Source organism: Cellvibrio sp., assembly GCF_053579595.1.
Genome location: NZ_JBRFPI010000003.1, coordinates 1 through 21929 on the forward strand (window position 1 = coordinate 1; position 21929 = coordinate 21929).

Below are 21929 nucleotides of genomic sequence, written 5' to 3' on the forward strand. Positions count from 1 at the left end.
GTCATTGCACAGAGCGAAATTTCCAGCAACGGCTTACAGCCTTACATCTGCCTGGATAACTCGCATGGGATACACAAAATAGAAGCGCCCCCGAGGGGGCGCCCTATGTGACAATTATATTTCAAAGAGAGTGGCGAGCGACAGCTAGACAAGCCAGGGGGAAATCTGCATCCAGGGGGATAACTGAACTATTTCTTCCAGTTTCAGGTGGCAAGTGAGAAAACACCTTATTTGGCCGCGAAAACCAGCTCACATCTGTGCGATTCCGCTGCCCCATGCCTTGCGTATCAACCGACCACAGCCGACCGATTCCAACGCCGGACGTCCGATTACTGTCTCTTTACGGGCCACTATGCCGTAAAGGGATTTATCGGCACTGATCCAGGGATAAAAACCGAAGGCACCGGGGCTGCTGAAGGCGCCATCACCTAAGACAGGATCATCCTCCACCCAGTGGCCGTAGGAGTAATGCCAATGCTCAGCGCTGTAATTGATGTCGCCGCTGCTACCGCTGATAGGCGTTGCTATGGCATCGCAGGTTTTATTGGTAGCTGCCGGATCAACCCAGGCACAGACAGGATCAGCCCCCAGATATCGACCTAACTCAAGATCCTGATTGAGCATCGCGCGCAAAAATTCTGCATAGGTGGTGGGCGACATATTTGCCCCGCCCGCCAACGAAGGGAAATCATAGGTGAGCGTGGAAAAACGATTGGTAATGCGACGAATTTCATCGGCAAGAAAAATGCCGTTGAGCAAGCCGTCGTCATCGCGATATTCACCTAAACCGAGGTTGACGGCATAGGCCTGCATATGGCCGCCGTTATAGGAAAACTTATTGGCACTCGCGGGATTGTAGTTGGCGATGGAGCCAGTAAAACAATCAGCGACTGTATGTTTCAGGCACAGCGGTGTTTCTTCCTGATCATAGCCACTGGTGAAATTTAAAAACTGTCTGCGCGCGATGCTGCGCCCACCAATATCGATACTACCCCCACTCAATACCGCATAACCGTCGCGCTGCATTGCATATGCACCAAATACCCATTTAGATGCAGAAGCAACCCCCATGGGAACATTGGGGCCAATGCCTTCCGCCGTCTCTGCTTGAGGATTTTGCGGTGCGTTGCGTCCACCCCACCCCGCTGCAAGGGCACCAGTTTTATCGCCGATTTGCCAATAAAATATATCGATACTCTTACAGATAGAATTATCAGCAACTGTTGTATTCACGGCGGTGACGCGCTGCTCCAGAGTCATTATTGGAACTGAACTAGTGGCGAGCGATGAAAAATTATTGGCTGAGGATAAATGACTAACTGAGGATGGATTAGAAATAAGTGACGCGCTGCTTGCTCCGGGCGCACCGCCACCAGATCCACCTCCACACGCAATTAGTGCCGAACTGATTAGCACCGCAATAAAATTAGCAACACGCATAAAAACTCCTCACCTTACAGTCTGCTATTTACTCTTCATTTTGCTGGCGACGCATAAAACGTTCACGGGCTTTGGCGCGTTGCTCTGGTGTCATATTACGGAAACGGTCGCGCAATTTTTCACGTTGTTCAGGCGATAGTGATTGCCAGCGTTCGCGCATGGCGGTGCGCTGCGCTTCCGGCAGATTATTAAACCACTCAACACGCTGTTTCAGTTTGGCTTTTTCTGCCGCAGGCAGCGCTTGATATTCGCGATAACGCGCGCGCAATTGCGCTTTTCGCTCAGGTGACAGATTCTGCCACCGATTAAACCGCTCTCTTAATACGGCCTGTTCCGCCGGCGTCATGTATTTAAATTTTTCTGCCTGCGTGACTAATTTTTCACGCAGCTCGGGGCTGAGCTCAGGCCATTGGTCTTTCACATTTAACAATAGCGCCTGCTGTTCACTGGTTAAATCTGACCAGAGTTTATCCTTGGCAACACCAATCGATGGCATAGTGGCAAGCCAACCTAACAACAGAATCACTACTGATTTTTTTATCAAAAAACCACTTTTCGTGTTACTCATGGTTGCACCTCATCAGCTTGAACTGCTGCTTTTTCGTCACGTAATTTATTTGCACTCACACCGTCAACCGATGTTGCGTTGGCAGATATTTTTTCCATTTCGGCTTCGGTAATCTCGCTAACGGTCATCAGCATTTCTGGTTCCATCATCTCACCTTGCGCATCGCTAAATTCCACCAAATACTGCAACAACTCCGCCGAAGGCGGTGTATTCTCTTCGGTTGCATGTGCGTCAAATGGCAAAATCAGCAGCAAACCAATGATCCACCGAAGATATAAATAGTTATGTTTCACTGCCCGTGTCCTCAGCAGTTTCGCCCAGCGCCTGCAGCATTTCCATATCCTCCAACAATAGGGGATCAATACTTAAATAGCTGAACTCGTCGCCGAACTCCAAAGCAGATTGATCATTCCAATATCCCGGCAACAACACCACAGCAGCAATACTTGCCGCAGCCGCTATACCAGCCAGAGCAGTCAGCGGTGTTGATATCGATTTTTTACTCGCCAACGCTTGCTGCCTCGCCTGCAAAAGCGAAGCGCGCGTTTCGGCATCAAGCGATTGCAAACTCACATCCAAAGCGTCTGCAATTTTTATTGCCAACTGCTCATCCGCATTGGGGATTTGATCTTCCGGTTTCATAGTAATCACTCACCGAGTAATAATTGTGTACGCATAAATTGCAGCGCACGAAAATAATGGGTTTTTACACTTCCCTCGCTACAGGCCATCACACTAGCCGTAGACGCCACATTAAATCCTTCCCAGGCGCGCAATAAAAATACTTGCCGCTGGCGCAAAGGCATCATCGCCAACGCATCAAGCACGCGATTAATATCTTGTGCGCGCGCAACAATCTCTGCAGGATTTTCATTCTTGTCATCAACAATTGTATCGATAACACTCTCGCTCTCGTCTTCTACAACATTTGCGGGCACCTGCCAAAACCAACGACGCTGTTTGGTTTGCGCGCGATGCCAATCCAATATTTTGTGCTGCAAAATGCGCTGGAATAAAAGCGGCCATTCAGCGCCGTCGCGCGTGCGATAGGATTGCACCAGATGCAACATCGCCTCTTGCACTATATCCAGCGCATCAGCCGATTTTTTTGTCGTTAACAAAGCACTGCGATAGGCACGCGCCTCTACGCTCGCTAAAAATGCATCCAGTGCGCTCTCGGCTGGCGATGAACTCATAAGCGGAAGAATCTTGGCCGGCATCTAATGACTCAATAGGTCGATAGTGATAAACGTGTGTTCACTGGGTATAACGGCGAAGTGGAAAATCGGTTGACAGGATTATTCATTATTTTTTGGCATGGATCGCTCAAAAACGGCGGGCAATAAAAAACCGCCGCAGTTGCCTGGGCGGTTTTTCCATCACTACTGGTTTGACTACAACCAGATTAGAGACCAATTACGTTTTCAGCCTGTGGGCCCTTTTGGCCTGGCTTAACGTCGAACTCTACTTTTTGGCCTTCAGCCAGGGTTTTGAAACCTGAACCGGTGATAGCGCTGTAGTGAACGAATACGTCTTGACCTGCTTCACTCGCAATGAAACCAAAACCTTTAGATTCGTTGAACCATTTAACGGTACCAGTACTTCTAGCCATAATAAACCTCGATGCTCTTTGTAAATAATAAAATGAATACCCCAAGGTGGAGCTGTGCTGGCGGATTCAGATGTTACTTATGTAGAACAAACCGAGGTGCTAATAGATGTACTGCTAGAACAACGAGGTGACTTACCATAAATAATGCTGCGAACAGACCAGCAGGCCAAATATATTCTCCGGGCTGTTCTGTGTAAAGTCTTTGTTGCGTTGGCCTGAATGTGATTTTTGGTTATAAGGTACAGAGCGTGCGGCAATTTGTCACTCCCGCAAGCCGGGTGCGATCGGCTAAGCTATCCTCACACAAAACCTCCGAGAATTTACCGCCTTTCACTTAACCGGGTTACCGGTTAATCTCCTTCGGGCTGGTTAGCCGGCCCATTTTTATCACCATCCCCCCTGCTTCACGCTTGCACCAAGTCGCGCAAAATGCACCTTTGGGTAGAGCCTGCCTACACCATTACTAATCTAATTGCGTTTAGAATGCGCTCGGGCAAAGTAGCGCCACCAATAACAGGTAAAGGAAGCAATCCATGCAACAGGTTCATAAAGTCACAGGGGCTATCCCCTTTTTTATCGCCGTTTTTCTCAATGCGTTTGTCGATCTTGGCCACAAGATCGTTGTGCAAAATACCGTCTTTAAACTCTACAACGGCAATGAGCAAATTTTGCTCACTGCCGTGGTTAACGCCATGATGCTGCTGCCGTTTATCCTCCTGCTGAGCCCTGCCGGTTTTTTATCAGATGTGATGCGTAAAACCCGCGTGATGCGCGCCATGGCCTGGTTTGCCCTGGCATTGACCCTGTTGATTACGACCTTCTATTACCTCGGCTGGTTTTGGGCCGCATTTGCGATGACGCTATTACTCGCCGCTCAAGCCGCGATTTATTCACCCGCCAAATTTGGTTACATCAAAGACCTATTTGGTAAAGAAAGCCTCGCGCAAGCGAACGGTGCCGTTGGTGCGCTTTCAATGATTGCGATCCTTTCCGGTATCGCCGTGTTTTCGATTTTCTTTGAAATGTACTATCCAAAAGGCGCCGGTACAGAAAAAGAAGTGATTCAAGCAATTGCTCCACTCGGCTGGTTGCTGGTGTTAAGTGCAATCATCGAAGTGGTGATGATTTATCGCCTGCCCGAACAACCCATACCGCAAACCACCATCCATTTTTCAACCAAAGCTTACTTGACAGGAAAATTATTTGCGGAAGATATGGCGCCAGTAATGCGCCAACGGGTGATCCGTTTATCGGTTGTTGGCCTCGCAATTTTCTGGGGCGTAGGTCAAGTGATGCTTGCCGCCTTCCCCGCTTTCATCAAAGAAGAATTGCACATGGATAATGCCATGATCGTGCAAGGCATTCTCGCGTGCAGCGGTATTGGTATCGCCCTGGGTTCGATTATCGCCGGGCGCTTCTCGCGCAATTATATTGAGACAGGCTTGCTGCCTTTAGGCGCATTGGGTTTTGCTCTGGGTTTATTATGTTTGCCGCACTTGCATTCTTACACCGCATTTGTGCTTGCTTTTTTATTTATTGGTTTTAGCGGTGGCGTGTTTACCGTGCCATTGAATGCCCTGATCCAATTTCACGCCGGTGAGCACGAGCTGGGTCGTACCCTCGCTGCCAACAACTGGGTACAGAACGTAGTGATGCTGGTTTTTCTCGGCGTAACCGTCGGATTTTCATTTGTAGGATTCAGCAGTAAAACCTTGCTGGAAATTATTGCCGTTATCACGTTGATCGGTTGCTGTTACACCATCTATGAATTGCCGCAAAGTCTGGTGCGTTTTGTTTTTTCGCGCATTGTTTCGCAGCGCTACCGCGTGTTAGTACAAGGGATGAAAAATATCCCTGCAAAAGGCGGTGTATTGTTGCTTGGCAACCATGTGAGTTGGATCGACTGGGCGGTATTACAACTCGCCAGCCCGCGCCCGGTTCGTTTTGTTATGTTGCGTGCGATTTACCAACGCTGGTATTTGAAGTGGTTTTTCGATTTGTTTGGTTGCATCCCGATTGAATCCGGTGCACAGAGCCGCAATGCATTGGATACGGTTGCAGCAAGTTTAAACAACGGCGATGTGGTGTGTTTATTCCCTGAAGGTGCGATTAGCCGCACCGGTCATTTAGGTGAGTTCCGTCGCGGTTACGAACGTGCCTGTGAAAAAGCCAATGACGATGTCGTTATCGTGCCCTTTTATTTACGCGGTTTATGGGGCAGCCAATTTTCGCGTTCATCTGCCCACTTAAAAAATAAAAACCGCCCGTTGTTAAAACGCGATTTGATTGTCGCCTTTGGAAAACCGCTGCCGAAAGAAACCAAAGCAGATGTGTTAAAACGCCGCGTGTTGGATTTATCGATTAGCTCATGGCAAGAATATGTAGACAGTTTGGATACCATTGGCCGCTGCTGGATTGACGCTGCTAAAAAAATGGGTAACCAAATGGCAATTATCGACACCATGGGTACAGAGCTGAGCGCACACCGCGCACTCGCTGGCGCCAGTGCCATCGCCAGCCGTATCGCCAAATTACCCGACCAGAATATCGGTGTACTTTTGCCGACCAGTGCCGCAGGTGTACTCACCAACCTTGCCGTTATTCTGACCGGCAAAACCTTGATCAATTTAAATTACACAGCAAGTCAAAGTGCTTTTGCATCAGCACTGGAGCAAGCAAATATCAAAACGGTATTTACTTCCGCACGCTTTGTAAAAAAACTGGAAGACAAAGGCATTCCTGCTACCAGTTTATTGCAAGGTGTTAATGTGATTGCCATGGAAGATTTTGCAGGCAGTATTTCTACCGCCGAAAAAATTGCCCGTTTATTATTGATCAAAATATTACCTGCATCTGTGTTAAAAGCACTCTGGGCGCGGAAACAAAAAGCAAATGATATTGCCGTGATTTTATTTTCCAGCGGAAGCGAAGGTATTCCCAAAGGTGTGCAGATCAGCCACAAAAATATCATCGCTAACGTAAAACAAATTACCGATGTATTAAACGTAGAAGAAAAAGATGTAGTAATGGCAAACCTGCCGCTGTTCCATGCGTTTGGTTTAACGGTAACGCAGTTTATGCCACTGCTCGAAGCTGTACCTATGGTGTGTCACGCTGACCCGACTGATGCATTGGGCAGCGCCAAAGCCATCGCACAAAATCGCGTAACCGTTTTATTCGGCACCTCTACTTTCCTGCGTTTATATTGTCGCAACCACAAAATTCATCCACTCATGCTAGAGAGTTTGCGCTTGGTGGTTGCCGGTGCAGAAAAACTGCAAGAAGAAGTGCGCACAGCATTTAATCTAAAATTCAACTTGCCGATTTATGAAGGCTACGGCGCGACCGAAACCACACCGGTGGCCAGCGTTAATTTGCCCGATAAAATCGATACTCATTACTGGCAAGTGCAAGCAGGCAACCGACCTGGTTCCGTGGGCATGCCCTTACCCGGCTCCAGCTGCATGATTGTTGATCCGGTTACGTTTAAGGAATTGCCCACCGGTGAAGCAGGCATGATTTTAATTGGTGGTGCGCAAGTGATGGTTGGCTATTTAAACAATCCGGAAAAAACGGCCAGTGCTATTAAAGAAATACAAGATATGCGCTGGTACGTAACGGGCGATAAAGGTGTGATCGACGAAGACGGCTTCCTGTTTATTCAGGATCGCTACTCGCGCTTCGCTAAAATCGGTGGCGAGATGGTCAGCCTCACTCTCGTTGAAAGTGCATTGAAAAAAGCCATCAACAACGATGTTATCGACGTAATTGTGGTGGCGATTGACGATGCCAAAAAAGGTGAACGCTTGATCGCCATCACCAACGCCGAAGTGGCAAAGGATGAAATTCGTACCGAAGTATTAAAACAAGGCTTAAATGCGCTCGCAATTCCCGGCGACTGGATGCAAGTAGAAGCAATGCCATTATTAGGCTCAGGCAAAACGGATTTCAGTTTGGCGAAGAAGATGGCGAAGGAGTGGAGTGAGGTAAGCACTGCTGAAATTACGACGACAGAATAATTCTCAATTAAAATAAAAAGGGCCTTCATGGAAGGCCCTTTTTATTTGTCGATACAGTTCAATGCTAAATTCATCGTCGCAGCTCAAGATTTGCGAGTTTAATCCTTTTGCCGTGGACTTCTTTGTATTGTCTACCGGATGCTTTAGCCGTAGCCAATATTTTTTCATATATCGCCAGCGCTTTTTGTGTATCACCCAGTTTTTGCAATAGTTTTGCGTAGTGATAACTGGCCTCAGCACCCGGATAATAATTATGCAGCACTTCATATTCATGATTTGCCGCCTGAAAATCACCCTGAGCATCAAGAACCAGTGCATACAATAGATGTGCGTCCGGGTTCTTATATTCCGGATTTTTTTCAATCAATTCATCCAGTAATTGCTTCACCTTATTAAAATTCTGCAGGCCATATTCTGCTCGCGCCAACCCATACATAAATAATGGATCAAACTCGTGAATGCCTTTTCGACACTCCTGATACAACAGGCTCGCTTCAGTAAATTGCTCCTTTACCAGAAGCTCCTCCGCCAAACGCCTGGCGTTTTCGGTGGTTTTTGCCCGTTCGTATTCATAGGCGGCATCTTTGAGATCGCGATCAGGATTTACGAGCTCCTGAACTTTGCGTACCGTTTTGCGCCCAGAGCGAGTTCCGGCAAAATCTGGTAATAGTTCTAATACTATGTACGCTGCGGATCCGGCAACAGGCAAAATCATCACCAACCAAATCCATGTTTTTGGTCGATCAGTTTTTAAAATATGAATTACCAAGGCAACCTGAATAAGTAGCGATAACATCACTAATGGCATTTTTGAATATCCCTCATATAAAACAGTCAATGTTTAGCCCAGACGCACCATAGCGCTGATTTCATCCAGATCCTATTACATCCTGCATAGCAGGGTCGCACTATAGAATGTTAGCTAAACGCACGAAAGTGGTTCTTGTTAATTTCACTTGGAGGCATTGATGATCTCCCTTAGCTAAAATCAACTATTTACCGCCCCAACCAAAGCTGCAACAATCGCGTTATCAAGCCATCCCTGCACAAATCCTATCAGGGGTAACCGTTCCCTTGAGGTTCCCGCACCATGACCGTCAACCAAACCATTGTAAAAACACAGGATTCCAGTTGCCCTCACGATAAAAAAGTGAGCTGCGGTAACTGCCGATTGAATACTATCTGCCTGCCTATCAGTTTACATATTGAGGATATTGATCGACTCAACAACATCATCCAACGCGGCAAACCGCTGCAAAAAGGCGATTATTTGTATCGTACCAACGATCCCTTTGACTCTGTGTATGCCATTCGCTCAGGTGCGGTAAAAGCCATGACTCTCAGCGACAATGGCGAAGAACAAGTCACCGGGTTCTATTTACCGGGCGAAGTTGTGGGTATGGATGGCATTGCCGACAACCGTTATACCAACTCCGTTGTTGCTCTGGAAACAGCATCAGTATGCGAAATCCCGTTTAATCGTATGGAAGAATTAAGCCTGCAAATCCCCAACCTGCAGCGCCATTTCTTCCAACTTATGAGCCGCGAGATTACCCAGGATCAGCAAGTTATTACGTTGCTCAGCAAAAGCAGTGCAGAAGAGCGGATTGCCGCACTGTTACTAAGTATCTCCAGCCGCAATAGCCGCCGCCAATTATCGGCTAATGCCTTTCGTTTACCCATGTCGCGCACTGATATCGGCAACTATTTAGGGTTGACAATAGAAACTGTCAGCCGCATTTTCACCCGTTTGCAAAAACAGGATGTCATCGCTGTGGATAAAAAAGAAATTCTCATTAAAAACATGGAACAGTTACGCAATATCGCCAATGGCGACACCGAAAACTAGAACATAACGAGCAACCATCGATGACCGACCAAAACCGACTGGAAAAAACCCTCGCTGCATTTGACGCGGCAAATTTACAAGACCCAAATACTGAAATAGTGGATGGCAAAGCCGTTGCCAAAGAATGGATTTACGCCCAGCGCATGAGCGCGCAATTACATAAATTCTGTGCAGCCCCGTCAGAAGCATTGCAATTAGCAACACGCAGCCAGCACATATGCCGTTGGAAAAGCCCGCGTAGCGATTACCCTATGGATAGAAGCGGCTATAAAAAATGGCGGCTGGATCTGGCGCAACTGCACGGCGAAATTGCCGGTGACATCATGGCAGAACATGGTTATGACGAGAGCATGATTGCGCGGGTGAAAGATCTACTGCTGAAACGCAGCTTGAAACGCGACGATGAAGTACAGGCACTAGAGGATGTCATCTGTCTGGTGTTTATTGAATTTTATCTGGAAGATTTTGCAAGCAAGCACGATGAAGAAAAACTCATCGATATTATTCGCAAAACCTGGAACAAGATGTCAGAAAAAGGCCACGCGGCTGCCTTAAAGCTGCCCTTGTCGGAATCTATCTTGGGCTTGGTTGGCAAGGCATTGAGCACTAGCTGAGGTACAAATCAATAGCAAACGAACACCCACAACAACAATTCACCTTCACAAAAGGAACGCATCGTGTACCTAGCCCTTAAACACATTCATTTAACATTTGTTGTTCTATCTCTACTGGCTTTTTTTGTGCGCGGCATCTGGCTGTTTATGAACTCCAGCATGCTCAGCAAAAAATGGGTAAAAATATTGCCACATATCATCAGCACCATTTTATTAGTAAGCGGGATAGTGCTGGCGGTGCACCTGAGCATGTCGCCCGGAAGCCAGCCTTGGTTGATGGCTAAAATTATTGGTTTGGTCGCTTATATCGGTCTGGGTGTTGCCGCATTCAAAGTACCTAATCCTAATACGCGCAAACTACTCTGGGTGAGCGCATTAATCGTGTTCGCTTATATTGTCAGCGTTGCAATCAGCAGAAACCCTCTGGGGTTTTTTAGCTAACTACGCAGCCTGACTCGTTGTTACCCAAGGCAGCCGAGCGCTGCCTTTTGTTTGCCTGCTTCGACCCGTCCTCAGAAAATTGATTCCTCAATGTTTGCAATTTCGCAGTGAACTCCTAGTCTTAAAGCTAATAGCTATATTCAGGCTTAATTTTATTTACAATACTTGACGTTTTTTAAAAAGTGATTTATATCACAGTCCAGTTGTTCAGCTTTCATATAACTTTAATAATCGGTGAGCCTGCTATGAAAAAAATCCTACTAACCATCGCCCTGCTGTCGCTATCGCAATTCGGTTTCAGTTGCGATGAAGCCTGCAAACGCACCAAGGCAGAAGCTGCCAACAATGTAAAATTTGCCAGTTATCTGAATGCTAAATACTGCAAATCGACTGGTCTTGATTTTTTGTTACAGGGGCGCAAAAGCCTGCAAGCCTATCGCGAAAAACAACTCCCCACAGCTCATCGAGGCGGCGCCAAGAATATTCGTCTCTTTATAATGCAGCGCAAAGACTGGCTGCAAGAATGTGACAATTATTTGCAGTTGACTGAGCAGGGCCGGATTTTCCGCGATAAAGACAGCACCGATAAAATCATCTCTGCGATGACCGGCACCGCTGCCGAGCTGGAAAAAATTATGAAGCGCCCCAAAGTCGAAATGGAAAACCTGGAACTGGTGACGGCACCGGCAGCGCAAAAATTTGATGATTTATTCAAGCTGGTTGATGCACATTATCTGGAACTGCAAAGACGCGGGTTACTTTGAGTTAACGACCAACCGCCGATTCACTATCATAAAAAAAACCGGCGTTTTGATACGCCGGTTTTTTTATGGAATTCAACTTATGTGGATACTGTTTCAGGCTCAAGAATTCTTCTTTAACGACAGCACTGAACGCTGAGGCTTATCGGGCCGATCGGCAAAACGTTTGGCCAACTCTTCGCGCGCCTTGATAGCTTCTGTTTTTGCATCCTGCACCGGACTGGATTGCCAGGATTTGGGGGCACTGCCACCTGCCTTCGCCAGAAACTCCAACCCGGAACGCAGCAGGCGCGCCTGATCCACAAAGCTCATCCCTTCCGGAAACTTACCGGGATACACCTCGGAAGGATCTTTTGGATTACCTTCAATACGAATAGTGAATCCGCTGGCATGGGTTGCCGTGCCTGTAGCCATGTCGGCTGTCCAATCGTCAAAATTCATAGATACCACAAGTATTTATTAACGGAATCGGCATTAAAGCATAAAGTAATTGTGTGACAAAATAGCTAAATACTATTTGATGATGGGCGCTTTGTTTCGCCCACTGCATTTAACGACAGCCGACGCTGTTCCTCGCGATGCTCCAGCTTTTGCGCGCGGCGCAACTGACGCTCCGGGGGCAATACCCCTATGTGGGCCTGATTGCGTTGCTTGGCCAATTCGATTTGTTTTTGGCGTTCGGCAAAACGTGTGGTTTGCTCTGGCGTCAACTTATCAAAGCAGCGCGGGCAGCAGACACCTAACATATAATGAGCAGAGTTTTTGTCTTCCTCAGTGATGGGATAACGGCAGCCATGGCATTGGTCGTAAACACCTTTCTCAAGTTTATGATTAACGGCCACGCGGTTATCAAAAACAAAACACTCTCCGCGCCACAAGCTTTCCTCTTCCGGCACCTCTTCCAGATATTTAAGAATCCCGCCCTCAAGGTGGTACACCTCATCAAAGCCCTGCTCTTTTAAATAGGCAGTGGATTTTTCACAACGAATGCCACCACTGCAAAATATCGTCACTTTTTTGTGTTTGGCACGACCAAGGTTTTCAGCAACGTAAGCTGGAAACTCCCGGAAGGTTTCGGTTTTTGGATGAATAGCGCGCTCAAAAGTCCCTATCTCATACTCGTAAGAATTGCGAGTATCGATCACCAGCACTTCAGGATCGCTAATCAGCGCGTTCCAATCGCGGGGTTTAACATAGGTACCCACAATTTGTTGCGGATCTATGCCGTTGACGCCCATGGTGACGATTTCTTTTTTGAGCTTGACCTTCATGCGATAAAAAGGCTGCTCATCGTAAAAGGATTCTTTATAACTCAGGTTATCAAAACGGCCGTCGGCACGTAAAAATGCGATCAAACTATCTATGCCTGCTCGCGAGCCGGATACAGTCCCATTAATACCCTCCTCTGCCAACAGCAAGGTTCCCTTGATTCCCAACTGGTCACAAAGGTCTTTCAAGCGGGGCACCAGGGTTTCGTAATCAGGCAATTTAACGAACTTATACAGGGCGGCAACGACAATTTGGCTCATAAACATCACTTAACGGGTTAGCAGTAATCAGATCGAAGTATTCAAGGGCAAGCAGGATTGCGCAGGGCGCGCATTATAGGCGTTTAGTTTTTGCACAACCAGCAATTATTGTTGGTCGTGTTTGCTGCCCCCCAGACATTGGGGAGATGCTGGTATCTGGCTACTAGCCTGCCACTCCTCCGGGCTAAACGTGTGTAGCGCCAAGGCATGGACCCCGGATTGCAACTCTTCGGCAAGGCAAGCATAAATTGCCTGATGGCGCTGTACTTGCCGCTTGCCCGCAAACTGCGCGGACGCCAATACCACTTTAAAATGAGTTTCCGACCCGGGTGGCACTGAATGCATGTAACTTTCGTTGATAACTTCCAGATGCACAGGCTGGAACCCGGCACCCAGCTTGGTGTAGAGACGACTTTCAACAGGATTCATAGGATTCACCCTTTTTCGCAAAGCAATAACAACATCACACAGGGATAGACGATGGCTATCCAAACGGATGTGTTTATGCAAAAAAACTTGCCGCATTTTAACGACAAAGATCTACACTGTGTTGACTTGGAGCAACCAGCGCACATTTAATTCCGGGTAAATAACGATAAACAGACGAGAACAGAAGTATTCGCTATGAGTGACCACAAGATTTTTTTTGACCGTCGCAAGGGCAATGACCGCAGGCTGGATCGCGACCCCTGCAAAAACATGCCCCTGGATCTTTATCACCGCAAGCGCCGCAAATCTACCGAGCGCCGGACTGATGAACGCAGTATCGCGGATGACTATCTCGCCTTTTTAAGTGATGCAGATACCGCCGGCAAAACGCGGCATTGAAAGCTAGAACAAAACTCGCACAAACAAAAAACCCCGCACTAAGCGGGGCAAGACGACACACAAAAATGTGAACCTACTAAGCAAAGGCACCCGCACTGGCTTTGGCGCGGATTAAGGTAGGAATACAGCCGGTTTGATCCTGATAATGCGCCTCAACGGCAGCCGCCAAGCGAGGAATAACCGCTGCCGGGGCCACCGCAATAACACAACCACCAAATCCTCCGCCCGTCATACGCGCACCGGCTTTACCCTCTCCCGCAACTGCCAGGATATTCACTAGCGCATCTATCGCGGGCACAGTGATATTAAAGTCGTCGCGCATAGATGCATGTGATTCAGCCATTACCTTAACTAAACTAGCCAGATTACCTTCTGAAAGCGCCTCGGCGGCATCCAGTGTGCGCTGGTTTTCAGTAAGCACATGGCGCGCGCGACGGAAGCTCAACTCATCAAGCTCCGCTTCGGCCGCCAGCAGCTGCGCCAACTCAACACCGCGCAGGAATGTTTGTCCAAAAAACGCGGCGGCCTGCTCACACTGTTGGCGACGCTGGTTGTATTCGCTATCGACCAAACCGCGCTTGACGCCGCTGTGGACAATCAGGATCTCCCAATCTGCCGGAACGGGCACCGCACGGGTTGATAAATCCTGGCAATCGATAAGCAATGCCGAATGCTCCTGGCCGCGCGCCGAAATCAGCTGATCCATAATCCCACAGTTGCAGCCAACAAAATTGTTCTCTGCCGCCTGCCCCATCAACGCAGCCTGCGTCGGCTCAACTTGCTCATGACTGAGCGAGGTGAGCGCGCGGATCAACGCCATTTCAAGTGATGCCGAGCTGCTTAAACCCGCACCGGAATGAAGGTCGCCAGCGATATACAAATCGCCACCCGACAGGGTAAACCCTTGCTTGCGCATCTCCTGCACCACACCGCGCACGTAGTTGCTCCAGGACGCATTAGTCTCATGCATCTGGACTGCATCCAGATCAACAACGACAGATTCATTGTCAAAGTTGTAAGCCACCAAACGCAGCTGGCGGTCATCGCGCGGTGCAAAGGCAATATAGGTGTGATAGTTGATTGCTGCGGGCAACACAAAACCGCCGTTGTAATCGGTGTGCTCGCCAATCAGGTTGACACGGCCGGGCGCTTTGACCGTAGCAATCGGCGCGGTACCGAAATAACTTTCAAATAATTCGCTCACACGAGCATTAGAGAGAGTCTTCACGCTCGTCTTACCTCAATCGAAAATGAACAGGGCTTTGTTGACGCAAACGTTCAGCCGCTTGCTCGGGGGATAAATCACGCTGGGGCTCAGCCAACATCTCGTAGCCCACCATAAATTTGCGCACGCTCGCACTGCGCAATAACGGGGGATAAAAATGGGCGTGCAACTGCCAGTGTGCGGTGTCGTCAGCCATATCACCCGTCGCAAAAGGTGCACCATGCCAACCCATTGAATAGGGGAATGAGCACTCAAACAGGTTGTCGTAACGGGCGGTGATATCGCGCAGTATCGCGCCAAGACTCAGCTGTTGTGCAGGACTTAGCTCTGTAATGCGCGCCACTTTTTGCTTGGGCAGCAACAGGGTTTCATAAGGCCAGGCAGCCCAAAAGGGTACCACCACCAACCAATGTTCATTCTCAACCACCACCCGCTCACCAGCCGGAGACTCTTTCTGCGCATAGTCCAGCAATAAACGAATCGAATGTTGATTGTGATAACGGCGCTGCTGCTCATCCTCTTTATTGACTAGTGTTGGCAGTTGCGATTGCGCCCAAATCTGGCCATGGGGATGGGGATTGGAGCAGCCCATCACCGCGCCTTTGTTCTCAAAAATCTGCACGCTGGCGTAGTCTTTACCCAGATCAGCCGCCTCGCTCATCCAGGTGCTGATGACTGCACTGATCTCTTCATCGCTCAACAACGGCAGGGTTTTACTGTGATCGGCAGAAAAGCAAATCACCCTGCTGGTGCCGTGTTCGGCTTGGATTTGGAACAGCGAATCACTGGAAACCGGTGCTGCTGGAACTTGCGGCATCAACGCCGCAAAGTCATTGGTGAAGACAAACGTCGTTTTGTAGGGCGGATTCACTTCCCCCCCAGCGCGATGATTACCGGCACACAGATAGCAAGAAGGATCATACGCCGTGCTGTTTGGCCATTGATTTTGCTCTTGCTGCCCCTGCCAGGGGCGCTTGGTGCGATGCGGGGAAATTAGCAGCCATTCTCCCAAAAGAGGGTTGTAGCGGCGATGCGGATGTTCATTAACTGAAAATTCTTCGTTCATAGTTTTTCTTATGCTAGTTTCAATGACATATAAATATGATAATTAACCGATTTGTGTAATTTACCCTAAACCGGAGGGCACTGCAATCAACCCATCGCAGATTCATTAAAAGAAAACTTTTCAGCAATGCAAAAACAAAAAGCCCCGGCCTTTAGGGCCGGGGCTCTAAAAATGATCGTTATTGTAGCAATCAGCTAAACCGGTTGAAGGCGATGATTCCCCACACAATCGCCAACAATACCAAACTGACTAACACCAACGCCGAACCTATATCTTTCGCGCGCCCGGAAAGCTCATGGCGCTCGGAGCCGGTGCGGTCCACCACCGCTTCAACGGATGAGTTGGCCAACTCCGCCATCAATACCCAGAAGACACTCGCAATCAACAAAATAAGTTCGACTGGAGTTTGTGAAAGCCAGAAGGCCGCCGGAATCAGAATGATCGCCAGTCCCACCTCTTGCCGGAATGCCGCCTCATATTTCCATACCGCGGCAAACCCCTTCATTGAATAACCAAACGCATCAATTATACGTGGAACACCGGTTTTACCTGGTTTGCTCATTCACTGTCTCCGCTCATTGTCATCTCAGGTTAATTACACATTCACACAATAGTCACACAGCAATGTTACTAATAGATGGACGCGGACGTAATTTATCCTGTTCGCGCGATTTCATCTGCAACTAGTTAAAAAGGCGGTGAATCATGAATACTTTTTTACAGCGCGTCCACCACTTGGATACTCTCGCATTTTTGTGGGTACATGTAACCAAAGGCTTCCAGTATCGTCGCTCTGTCAGATTTGTTTCCCAGACAGGAGACGGCCCTCTTTATTTAATTGTCGCACTGGGTTTGCTCGCACTTGAACCCGTCGCCGGTGCGCATTTTTTCTGGGCGGGAATTATCGCCTACGTATTTGATGTCAGCTTATATCTGCTCTTGAAAAACCTGATCAAGCGCGATCGCCCTGCAGCAAAAATTACCACTTATCAGGCGTGGATCACTCCCTCGGATCAATTCAGTTTTCCCTCGGGACATACTGCTGCTGCATTTTTATTTGCCTGCCTGATTTTTAATTTTTATCCACTTTTTGCCATTCCCTGTTTTATCTGGGCCTGTGCGATTGGCATGAGCCGCGTGCTGCTCGGCGTGCACTACCCGACTGATCTGGTAGCAGGTGCACTGCTCGGTAGCGCCTGTGCATTTTGGGGAATTTACCTGCATTCGTTAATTGTTTCACTACACTAATTATTAACAGCGCAGCGACTTATGAACCGCCAATCCTGATTGGCATTGATTACCAAGTGAGAGCGCATGAAAATATTGTATGGGGTTCAAGGCACGGGCAATGGCCACACTACGCGTGCGCGCATTATGGCCAAAGCCTTTGCCGATGTTGGTGCACAGGTTGATTGGGTTTTCTCCGGTCGGGAGCGCGATAAATTTTTTGATATGGAAGCCTTTGGTGATTTCCAATCCTACCGAGGGCTTACCTTCGCTACCCAAAACGGCAAAGTCCAGTTCGTAAAAACACTCTTCACTTCCAATATTGCCCAGCTGTATCAAGACACCAAAAAAGTGGATGTCGAGGGTTACGACTTTATCATCAATGATTTTGAACCTGTGTCGGCCTGGGCGGCCAAACGCGCAGGGAAAAAAGTTATCGGTATCTCACACCAGAATGCCTTTTTTTACGATATCCCCAAGGTCGGCAACAATGTATTTGTCGATTGGTTTATGCATAATTTTGCACCAGTGACGCAACCTATTGGTTTGCACTGGCATGATTTCAATCAGCCGATTCTTCCGCCGCTAGTAGAGCCATCGCACTACCCCAACGTTTCCACCCCCAAACATTATTTAGTTTATCTTCCATTTGCGGGCTTGGACGATATAGTGCCTCAGCTGCGCGAATTTCCGGATTATGATTTTTTTATCTATCAATCCGTTCCTGCCGCCTACGATGAAGGTCACATCCATGTCCGCCCGTTTTCACGGGAAGGTTTTCAGATAGACCTGCATCGCTGCGAAGGCGTGATTTGCAGTGCAGGCTTTGAGTTGCCGAGCGAAGCGATTCATCTGGGGAAAAAATTATTAGTGCAGCCAGTTGCCGGACAAGTTGAACAAAAATCCAATGCCATCGCACTGGAGCAACTCGGCTACGGCAATGCGGCGGAGCATTTTGATATCGCCACCTTGAGCCGTTGGCTGCCACTTAAACCACCCACCCAACCGCGCCATTACCCGGATGTTGCCAAAGCACTAGTCAATTGGTTAATGAACGGTGGCAGTGACGATATCAGTGATTTGCAGCAGCAATTATGGCGGGAAACTATCGCGGGAGAGACACAACTAAACGGATTGTTAGCGAAATAAAACAATTATGCGGTAGAGATTAATCAAACGACACTTTTTGCCGGGCAGATTTAATGGAGCCGCGCTGAGTTTTAACATCCATGCGGCGCTGCTTGGATGAGAAAGTCGGCTTGGTAGCACGGCGCACTTTTTCAATTTTTATTGCGTCAAGAATGATTTCCTGCAGACGCGCCAGAGCATCTTCACGGTTTTGTTCTTGCGTACGGAAACGCTGGGCTTTAATAACCAACACACCTTCGTTGGTTATGCGTTTATCGCCCAGCGCCAACAAACGCGCTTTGCAAAACTCACTCAACGATGAATTAGGGATATCAAAACGCAAATGTATCGCACTCGACACCTTGTTGACATTTTGCCCGCCCGCACCCTGAGCACGCATAGCGCTGCATTCAATTTCACTCAGGGGAATAACAACCGAGGCGTTCACCCGCAACATACTAATGCTGCTCTGCGGCTTGGTAAAAATGCAGGGGTTTTCGTCCATCAACCAATACGGGTTGCAGATCGCTATTTAAGCGGTTACGCCAGGAATGCCAGCGCACAATCAAGCCACCCAACAATAAACCAACGAAACCACTGAGTGTAGTAATGCCCTCATGGGCAAATTGGAGATGGGCAAATACGGTGGCAAGCAACAGCGTTATTAGCGGCACCATATAAACCAGCAGCGCACCTTTTGCGATAACTTCCTCGGGAATACCTATCTGGATTTCATCACCCAATTGATAATCGGCCGGATTACGCCCCTCCAGTAGCACCCAAATATACGCGGTGTGTCCATCCCATTTATTGATAAGGCTTTGCCCGCACCCTTTTTCGGCCTTACAGGAACCGCAGGCGGATTTCCGGATGGTCTCCACCCAGACACCGTCGGTTTCTATGGCCATTATGCGGCCGGTTTCGAGAATCATGCGCCTTACCTGTGTGACCTACCTGGAATGAAAAAGGGAGGATTAAATCCCCCCTATATTCTGCGCAATTTTTTGAGCGGTGACGACAGGTATTTCGCCCACGACGGTTATCCGGTAACTCTTGCCCTGATAGCTCAGGGAATCCATTACCGCCAGGGTTGCACCTCGCGACGCAACTCCCTCAGGTATCGCACCGGTCGATGCTTCGATAAAAACAGAAAATGTCGTCAAGCCATCGGTATACATCAACATATCAATCTGGTTACGCACCTGACGCTGGCCGACAAACGCAAACCCGGGTGGCACCCACGCCAAGCGCCAATGCTCGGATTGTTTTAACTCGGACGGATTACACTCGCTGAGTTTGGAGGTCGCCGATCGCTGTAATTTAGCCGCCGGCTGTTGTTGGATACTCTCCAAATCCGGACTGAGATCGAGATCAATAAATTGATAGCGCTCAAGCGGCCGCGCCGATTCATCGACCAACCAGGATTTAAGGACCAAGCCGGTCTCGTTATCAATCGTCAACAACGAACTGTGGCGGTAAGCATCCAGCGGCAGTGCAAGAAGTGCCGTGGCCTCGCGCCCGGCGACACGCTCTGGGCCGCGAATTTCAAAGCGATATAACTCATCCATACGCGCAAGATTAGCGCCGAGCTGGCTTATCTTGCCCTGTAATAATTGATCGCCCAAGGATTCACAACCTATCGCCTTACCCGAGCGCACAAACTCGCGCTCGGTACCATTCAAGTGCTGCAAGCGCTCATGCTCTACCCCATTCTCTACCCAATGCATAATCCGGAAACTTTGTAGTGATGGGTTGTCTTTGTGCTGGTAAGTGAATGACCCCTGGTAGTTCAGGGTATGGGGGACACTCGCCATTTTTTGTAACAATCTGGCTACTTCAGGTGATTGGTTAACACCAGCAGAAACCTGCGACGAAACCTCAGGAGCAGATGAGTTTGAATCCTGGGCGTACAGATTAGGAGATAACAACAAGGGGGAGATGAGTAAAAGGTTGCGTATAGAAAAGAGAGTTAACATTCTGAACTCGTGGGAGAGTGGATCAAGGGAGCAGCATAACTGCTCCACCTGTTAATGCAACGGATTGGAGAAGCTATTCCTCCTCAGTCAGAATAACGCGGGTATAAGGCAACATACCCTGGCCACTGTTGATCGAGGCATTGTCAGTATGCTCCTGAATCAGCTGGTTCACGTAAATGCTGACATCTTCGTTGTAGATGGGCGCCGCTTGCTGACGCGGCACAAACATAACCCGGCGATTCTCTTGCGGGCGCGATTCATAACCACTTTGTACTGCGACTGTACGCGCCGACAGCGCGGGAGCATTGATACCGGAAGGTAAGTTCGCCGCCTTGGTTTCATTATTCACTGCAGCAGGAGCGCTAACAGGGGTGTTAGCGGCAAATTCCGCCGATTGCGGCGCAACTGCTTGATACTGTTGCACCCCGACAATCAAGGCACCTGCAACCGATGCGGCTACAGCAACGCGACCAGCTTGCTGCCACCAGCGCAGTGGCATAGCGACCACATTGCCAACCGGAGTTTGATTGACAACTGTTTGCGCAGCAGCTGGCAATTGAAGTGAGTAGGTCTCTTCAGCATCAATTGCAGCACTAATACGCGCAGCAAAATTACTGGATGCCATCACCGGCAGGTCCTTTTTGAGGCCAGCGCTGGCGATTTGATAGCGGGACCAAGTGGATTTGAGTTCGGGATCTGCATCAAGTGCTTTGAGCAGACGTTGGATTTCCAACTCAGACGCCTGGTTATCCATAAGTGCTGACAGGGATTCGGCAAGCACTGGTGGTTGGATTTGCTCTGTCATTCTCGCTGGTGCCTCGTTTAAAAGTGCTCGCTAGAGTACAAAAACTATTATTAATAAGATGCGTTTGTGGGGCCAGAAGCCTGAATGCTTAACTACTCTGGCCCAGCTGCTTTCTATGACTAGACGTTAGCCAATTGGTTCATGAAATTACAAAAAATTGTGCAAGTTTTTCAAGAGGGTTGCAATTTCTCCGCAACCAATCTGGTCGCCCCCAGATACACTAATCCTCTATCAACGGCTTGATACGTTTATCAATCGCTTCACGGGCACGAAAAATACGCGAACGCACAGTGCCAACCGGGCATTCCATCACCTCGGCGATCTCTTCATAGCTCAGGCCATCAATCTCGCGCAAAGTTACCGCGGTACGCAGATCATCGGGCAAATCCTGAAACGCTTGCGCTATCGTATCCTGCAATTCTTCACACAATATATTGTGTTCAGGCGTATTCAATTCATGCATGCCGTCATTGCCATCGAAGAACTCAGCATCTTCGATCTCCACATCGCTGGTCGGTGGACGACGGTTACGAGCTACTATGTGGTTTTTGGCAGTATTAATGGCAATACGGTAAATCCAGGTATAGAACGCACTGTCTCCACGGAAATTGGGCAGCGCGCGATACGCTTTAATAAAGGCTTCTTGAGCCACATCCTGAGCTTCGGCGTGATCGCGAATAAAACGGCTAATCACTGCCAACACTTTGTGTTGGTACTTAATCACTAGCAAATCAAACGCGCGTTTATCGCCTTTTTGAACTCGCTCGACCAGTTGCTGATCAACATCAGGCGCTAGTTGCGCTGTCATTCTTTAACCCCCAAGCGCCTCAACCTAATGGTT

The 21929-nt window shown here is 48.5% G+C and carries 26 protein-coding genes; 8 read left to right on the top strand and 18 right to left on the bottom strand.

Features of this window, described 5'->3' with window-relative positions; translation table 11 throughout:
- Positions 1-249: 249 nt before the first annotated feature.
- The 6 genes from ACWA6V_RS00325 to ACWA6V_RS00350 all read right to left on the bottom strand — a co-directional run bounded on the left by ACWA6V_RS00325 (position 250) and on the right by ACWA6V_RS00350 (position 3620).
- Complete coding sequence (locus ACWA6V_RS00325; protein WP_449520636.1) at positions 250-1440, bottom strand: hypothetical protein; 1191 nt, start codon at positions 1438-1440, stop codon at positions 250-252.
- Positions 1441-1468: 28 nt separating this feature from the next.
- Positions 1469-2008, bottom strand: a complete 540-nt coding sequence (locus ACWA6V_RS00330) for a DUF3106 domain-containing protein (protein WP_449520637.1) — start codon at positions 2006-2008, stop codon at positions 1469-1471.
- Positions 2005-2301: a hypothetical protein gene (locus tag ACWA6V_RS00335; RefSeq protein ID WP_449520638.1), complete on the bottom strand. Its 297-nt coding sequence runs from the start codon at positions 2299-2301 to the stop codon at positions 2005-2007. The genes ACWA6V_RS00330 and ACWA6V_RS00335 overlap by 4 nt, the downstream gene beginning before the upstream one ends.
- Positions 2291-2650, bottom strand: coding sequence for a DUF3619 family protein (locus ACWA6V_RS00340; protein WP_449520639.1), 360 nt, complete (start codon positions 2648-2650; stop codon positions 2291-2293). Before ACWA6V_RS00340 ends, ACWA6V_RS00335 begins: the two co-directional genes overlap by 11 nt.
- A gap of 5 nt (positions 2651-2655) precedes the next feature.
- Positions 2656-3228 carry an RNA polymerase sigma factor gene (locus ACWA6V_RS00345; RefSeq protein WP_449520640.1) on the bottom strand — a complete coding sequence of 191 codons (573 nt, stop codon included), beginning with the start codon at positions 3226-3228 and terminating at the stop codon, positions 2656-2658.
- A 185-nt stretch (positions 3229-3413) separates the two neighbouring features.
- Complete coding sequence (locus ACWA6V_RS00350; protein ID WP_039913407.1) at positions 3414-3620, bottom strand: cold-shock protein; 207 nt, start codon at positions 3618-3620, stop codon at positions 3414-3416.
- A gap of 533 nt (positions 3621-4153) precedes the next feature.
- On the opposite strand from ACWA6V_RS00350, the gene ACWA6V_RS00355 reads away from it, so the two are divergent.
- Positions 4154-7639, top strand: a complete 3486-nt coding sequence (locus tag ACWA6V_RS00355; RefSeq protein WP_449520641.1) for an acyl-[ACP]--phospholipid O-acyltransferase — start codon at positions 4154-4156, stop codon at positions 7637-7639.
- A gap of 70 nt (positions 7640-7709) precedes the next feature.
- Here the strand turns inward: ACWA6V_RS00355 and ACWA6V_RS00360 are convergent, their stop codons facing one another.
- The gene (locus ACWA6V_RS00360; RefSeq protein WP_449520642.1) at positions 7710-8354 is read right to left on the bottom strand and encodes a tetratricopeptide repeat protein; all 645 of its coding nucleotides are present in this window, start codon (positions 8352-8354) and stop codon (positions 7710-7712) included.
- Positions 8355-8729: 375 nt separating this feature from the next.
- On the opposite strand from ACWA6V_RS00360, the gene fnr reads away from it, so the two are divergent.
- From fnr to ACWA6V_RS00380, 4 genes are all read left to right on the top strand, one after another.
- Complete coding sequence (fnr, locus tag ACWA6V_RS00365; protein WP_449520643.1) at positions 8730-9488, top strand: fumarate/nitrate reduction transcriptional regulator Fnr; 759 nt, start codon at positions 8730-8732, stop codon at positions 9486-9488.
- Positions 9489-9508: 20 nt separating this feature from the next.
- A complete protein-coding gene (locus tag ACWA6V_RS00370) occupies positions 9509-10102 on the top strand; it encodes a DUF4202 domain-containing protein (protein ID WP_449520644.1) in 594 nt (197 codons plus the stop codon).
- A 63-nt stretch (positions 10103-10165) separates the two neighbouring features.
- Positions 10166-10543, top strand: a complete 378-nt coding sequence (locus ACWA6V_RS00375) for a SirB2 family protein (RefSeq protein WP_449520645.1) — start codon at positions 10166-10168, stop codon at positions 10541-10543.
- Positions 10544-10788: 245 nt separating this feature from the next.
- The gene (locus ACWA6V_RS00380) at positions 10789-11307 is read left to right on the top strand and encodes a hypothetical protein (protein ID WP_449520646.1); all 519 of its coding nucleotides are present in this window, start codon (positions 10789-10791) and stop codon (positions 11305-11307) included.
- Positions 11308-11406: 99 nt separating this feature from the next.
- Here the strand turns inward: ACWA6V_RS00380 and ACWA6V_RS00385 are convergent, their stop codons facing one another.
- The 3 genes from ACWA6V_RS00385 to ACWA6V_RS00395 form a co-directional block, all read right to left on the bottom strand.
- Positions 11407-11745, bottom strand: a complete 339-nt coding sequence (locus tag ACWA6V_RS00385) for a hypothetical protein (protein ID WP_310069564.1) — start codon at positions 11743-11745, stop codon at positions 11407-11409.
- 65 nt (positions 11746-11810) lie between these two features.
- Positions 11811-12833 carry an oxygen-dependent tRNA uridine(34) hydroxylase TrhO gene (gene trhO, locus ACWA6V_RS00390; RefSeq protein WP_449520647.1) on the bottom strand — a complete coding sequence of 341 codons (1023 nt, stop codon included), beginning with the start codon at positions 12831-12833 and terminating at the stop codon, positions 11811-11813.
- 105 nt (positions 12834-12938) lie between these two features.
- Positions 12939-13262, bottom strand: a complete 324-nt coding sequence (locus ACWA6V_RS00395; protein ID WP_449520648.1) for a BolA family protein — start codon at positions 13260-13262, stop codon at positions 12939-12941.
- Positions 13263-13457: 195 nt separating this feature from the next.
- Between ACWA6V_RS00395 and ACWA6V_RS00400 the strand changes: the two genes are divergently transcribed.
- Positions 13458-13661: a hypothetical protein gene (locus ACWA6V_RS00400; RefSeq protein WP_449520649.1), complete on the top strand. Its 204-nt coding sequence runs from the start codon at positions 13458-13460 to the stop codon at positions 13659-13661.
- 76 nt (positions 13662-13737) lie between these two features.
- Here the strand turns inward: ACWA6V_RS00400 and galK are convergent, their stop codons facing one another.
- From galK to ACWA6V_RS00415, 3 genes are all read right to left on the bottom strand, one after another.
- Positions 13738-14889 (bottom strand): galactokinase, encoded by a 1152-nt coding sequence (gene galK / locus ACWA6V_RS00405; RefSeq protein ID WP_449520650.1) that lies wholly within the window; start codon positions 14887-14889, stop codon positions 13738-13740.
- Positions 14890-14896: 7 nt separating this feature from the next.
- Complete coding sequence (locus ACWA6V_RS00410; RefSeq protein WP_449520651.1) at positions 14897-15952, bottom strand: UDP-glucose--hexose-1-phosphate uridylyltransferase; 1056 nt, start codon at positions 15950-15952, stop codon at positions 14897-14899.
- 190 nt (positions 15953-16142) lie between these two features.
- A complete protein-coding gene (locus ACWA6V_RS00415; RefSeq protein WP_449520652.1) occupies positions 16143-16514 on the bottom strand; it encodes a diacylglycerol kinase in 372 nt (123 codons plus the stop codon).
- A gap of 143 nt (positions 16515-16657) precedes the next feature.
- On the opposite strand from ACWA6V_RS00415, the gene ACWA6V_RS00420 reads away from it, so the two are divergent.
- Positions 16658-17200 carry a phosphatase PAP2 family protein gene (locus tag ACWA6V_RS00420; protein ID WP_449520653.1) on the top strand — a complete coding sequence of 181 codons (543 nt, stop codon included), beginning with the start codon at positions 16658-16660 and terminating at the stop codon, positions 17198-17200.
- A gap of 66 nt (positions 17201-17266) precedes the next feature.
- Entirely contained in the window at positions 17267-18328 is a 1062-nt protein-coding gene (locus ACWA6V_RS00425; protein WP_449520654.1) for an MJ1255/VC2487 family glycosyltransferase, read from the top strand.
- A 19-nt stretch (positions 18329-18347) separates the two neighbouring features.
- Here ACWA6V_RS00425 and arfB read toward each other — a convergent pair whose 3' ends face one another.
- The 5 genes from arfB to rpoE all read right to left on the bottom strand — a co-directional run bounded on the left by arfB (position 18348) and on the right by rpoE (position 21896).
- Positions 18348-18764 (bottom strand): alternative ribosome rescue aminoacyl-tRNA hydrolase ArfB, encoded by a 417-nt coding sequence (gene arfB / locus ACWA6V_RS00430; RefSeq protein WP_449520655.1) that lies wholly within the window; start codon positions 18762-18764, stop codon positions 18348-18350.
- A 1-nt stretch (position 18765) separates the two neighbouring features.
- Positions 18766-19239: a SoxR reducing system RseC family protein gene (locus ACWA6V_RS00435; RefSeq protein WP_449520656.1), complete on the bottom strand. Its 474-nt coding sequence runs from the start codon at positions 19237-19239 to the stop codon at positions 18766-18768.
- A 42-nt stretch (positions 19240-19281) separates the two neighbouring features.
- Positions 19282-20283 carry a MucB/RseB C-terminal domain-containing protein gene (locus ACWA6V_RS00440; protein WP_449520657.1) on the bottom strand — a complete coding sequence of 334 codons (1002 nt, stop codon included), beginning with the start codon at positions 20281-20283 and terminating at the stop codon, positions 19282-19284.
- Between the two features lie 73 nt (positions 20284-20356).
- On the bottom strand, positions 20357-21088 hold the full coding sequence (locus tag ACWA6V_RS00445; RefSeq protein WP_449520658.1) for a sigma-E factor negative regulatory protein: 732 nt from the start codon (positions 21086-21088) through the stop codon (positions 20357-20359).
- Between the two features lie 220 nt (positions 21089-21308).
- Positions 21309-21896: an RNA polymerase sigma factor RpoE gene (gene rpoE, locus ACWA6V_RS00450; RefSeq protein ID WP_449520659.1), complete on the bottom strand. Its 588-nt coding sequence runs from the start codon at positions 21894-21896 to the stop codon at positions 21309-21311.
- Positions 21897-21929: the final 33 nt, after the last annotated feature.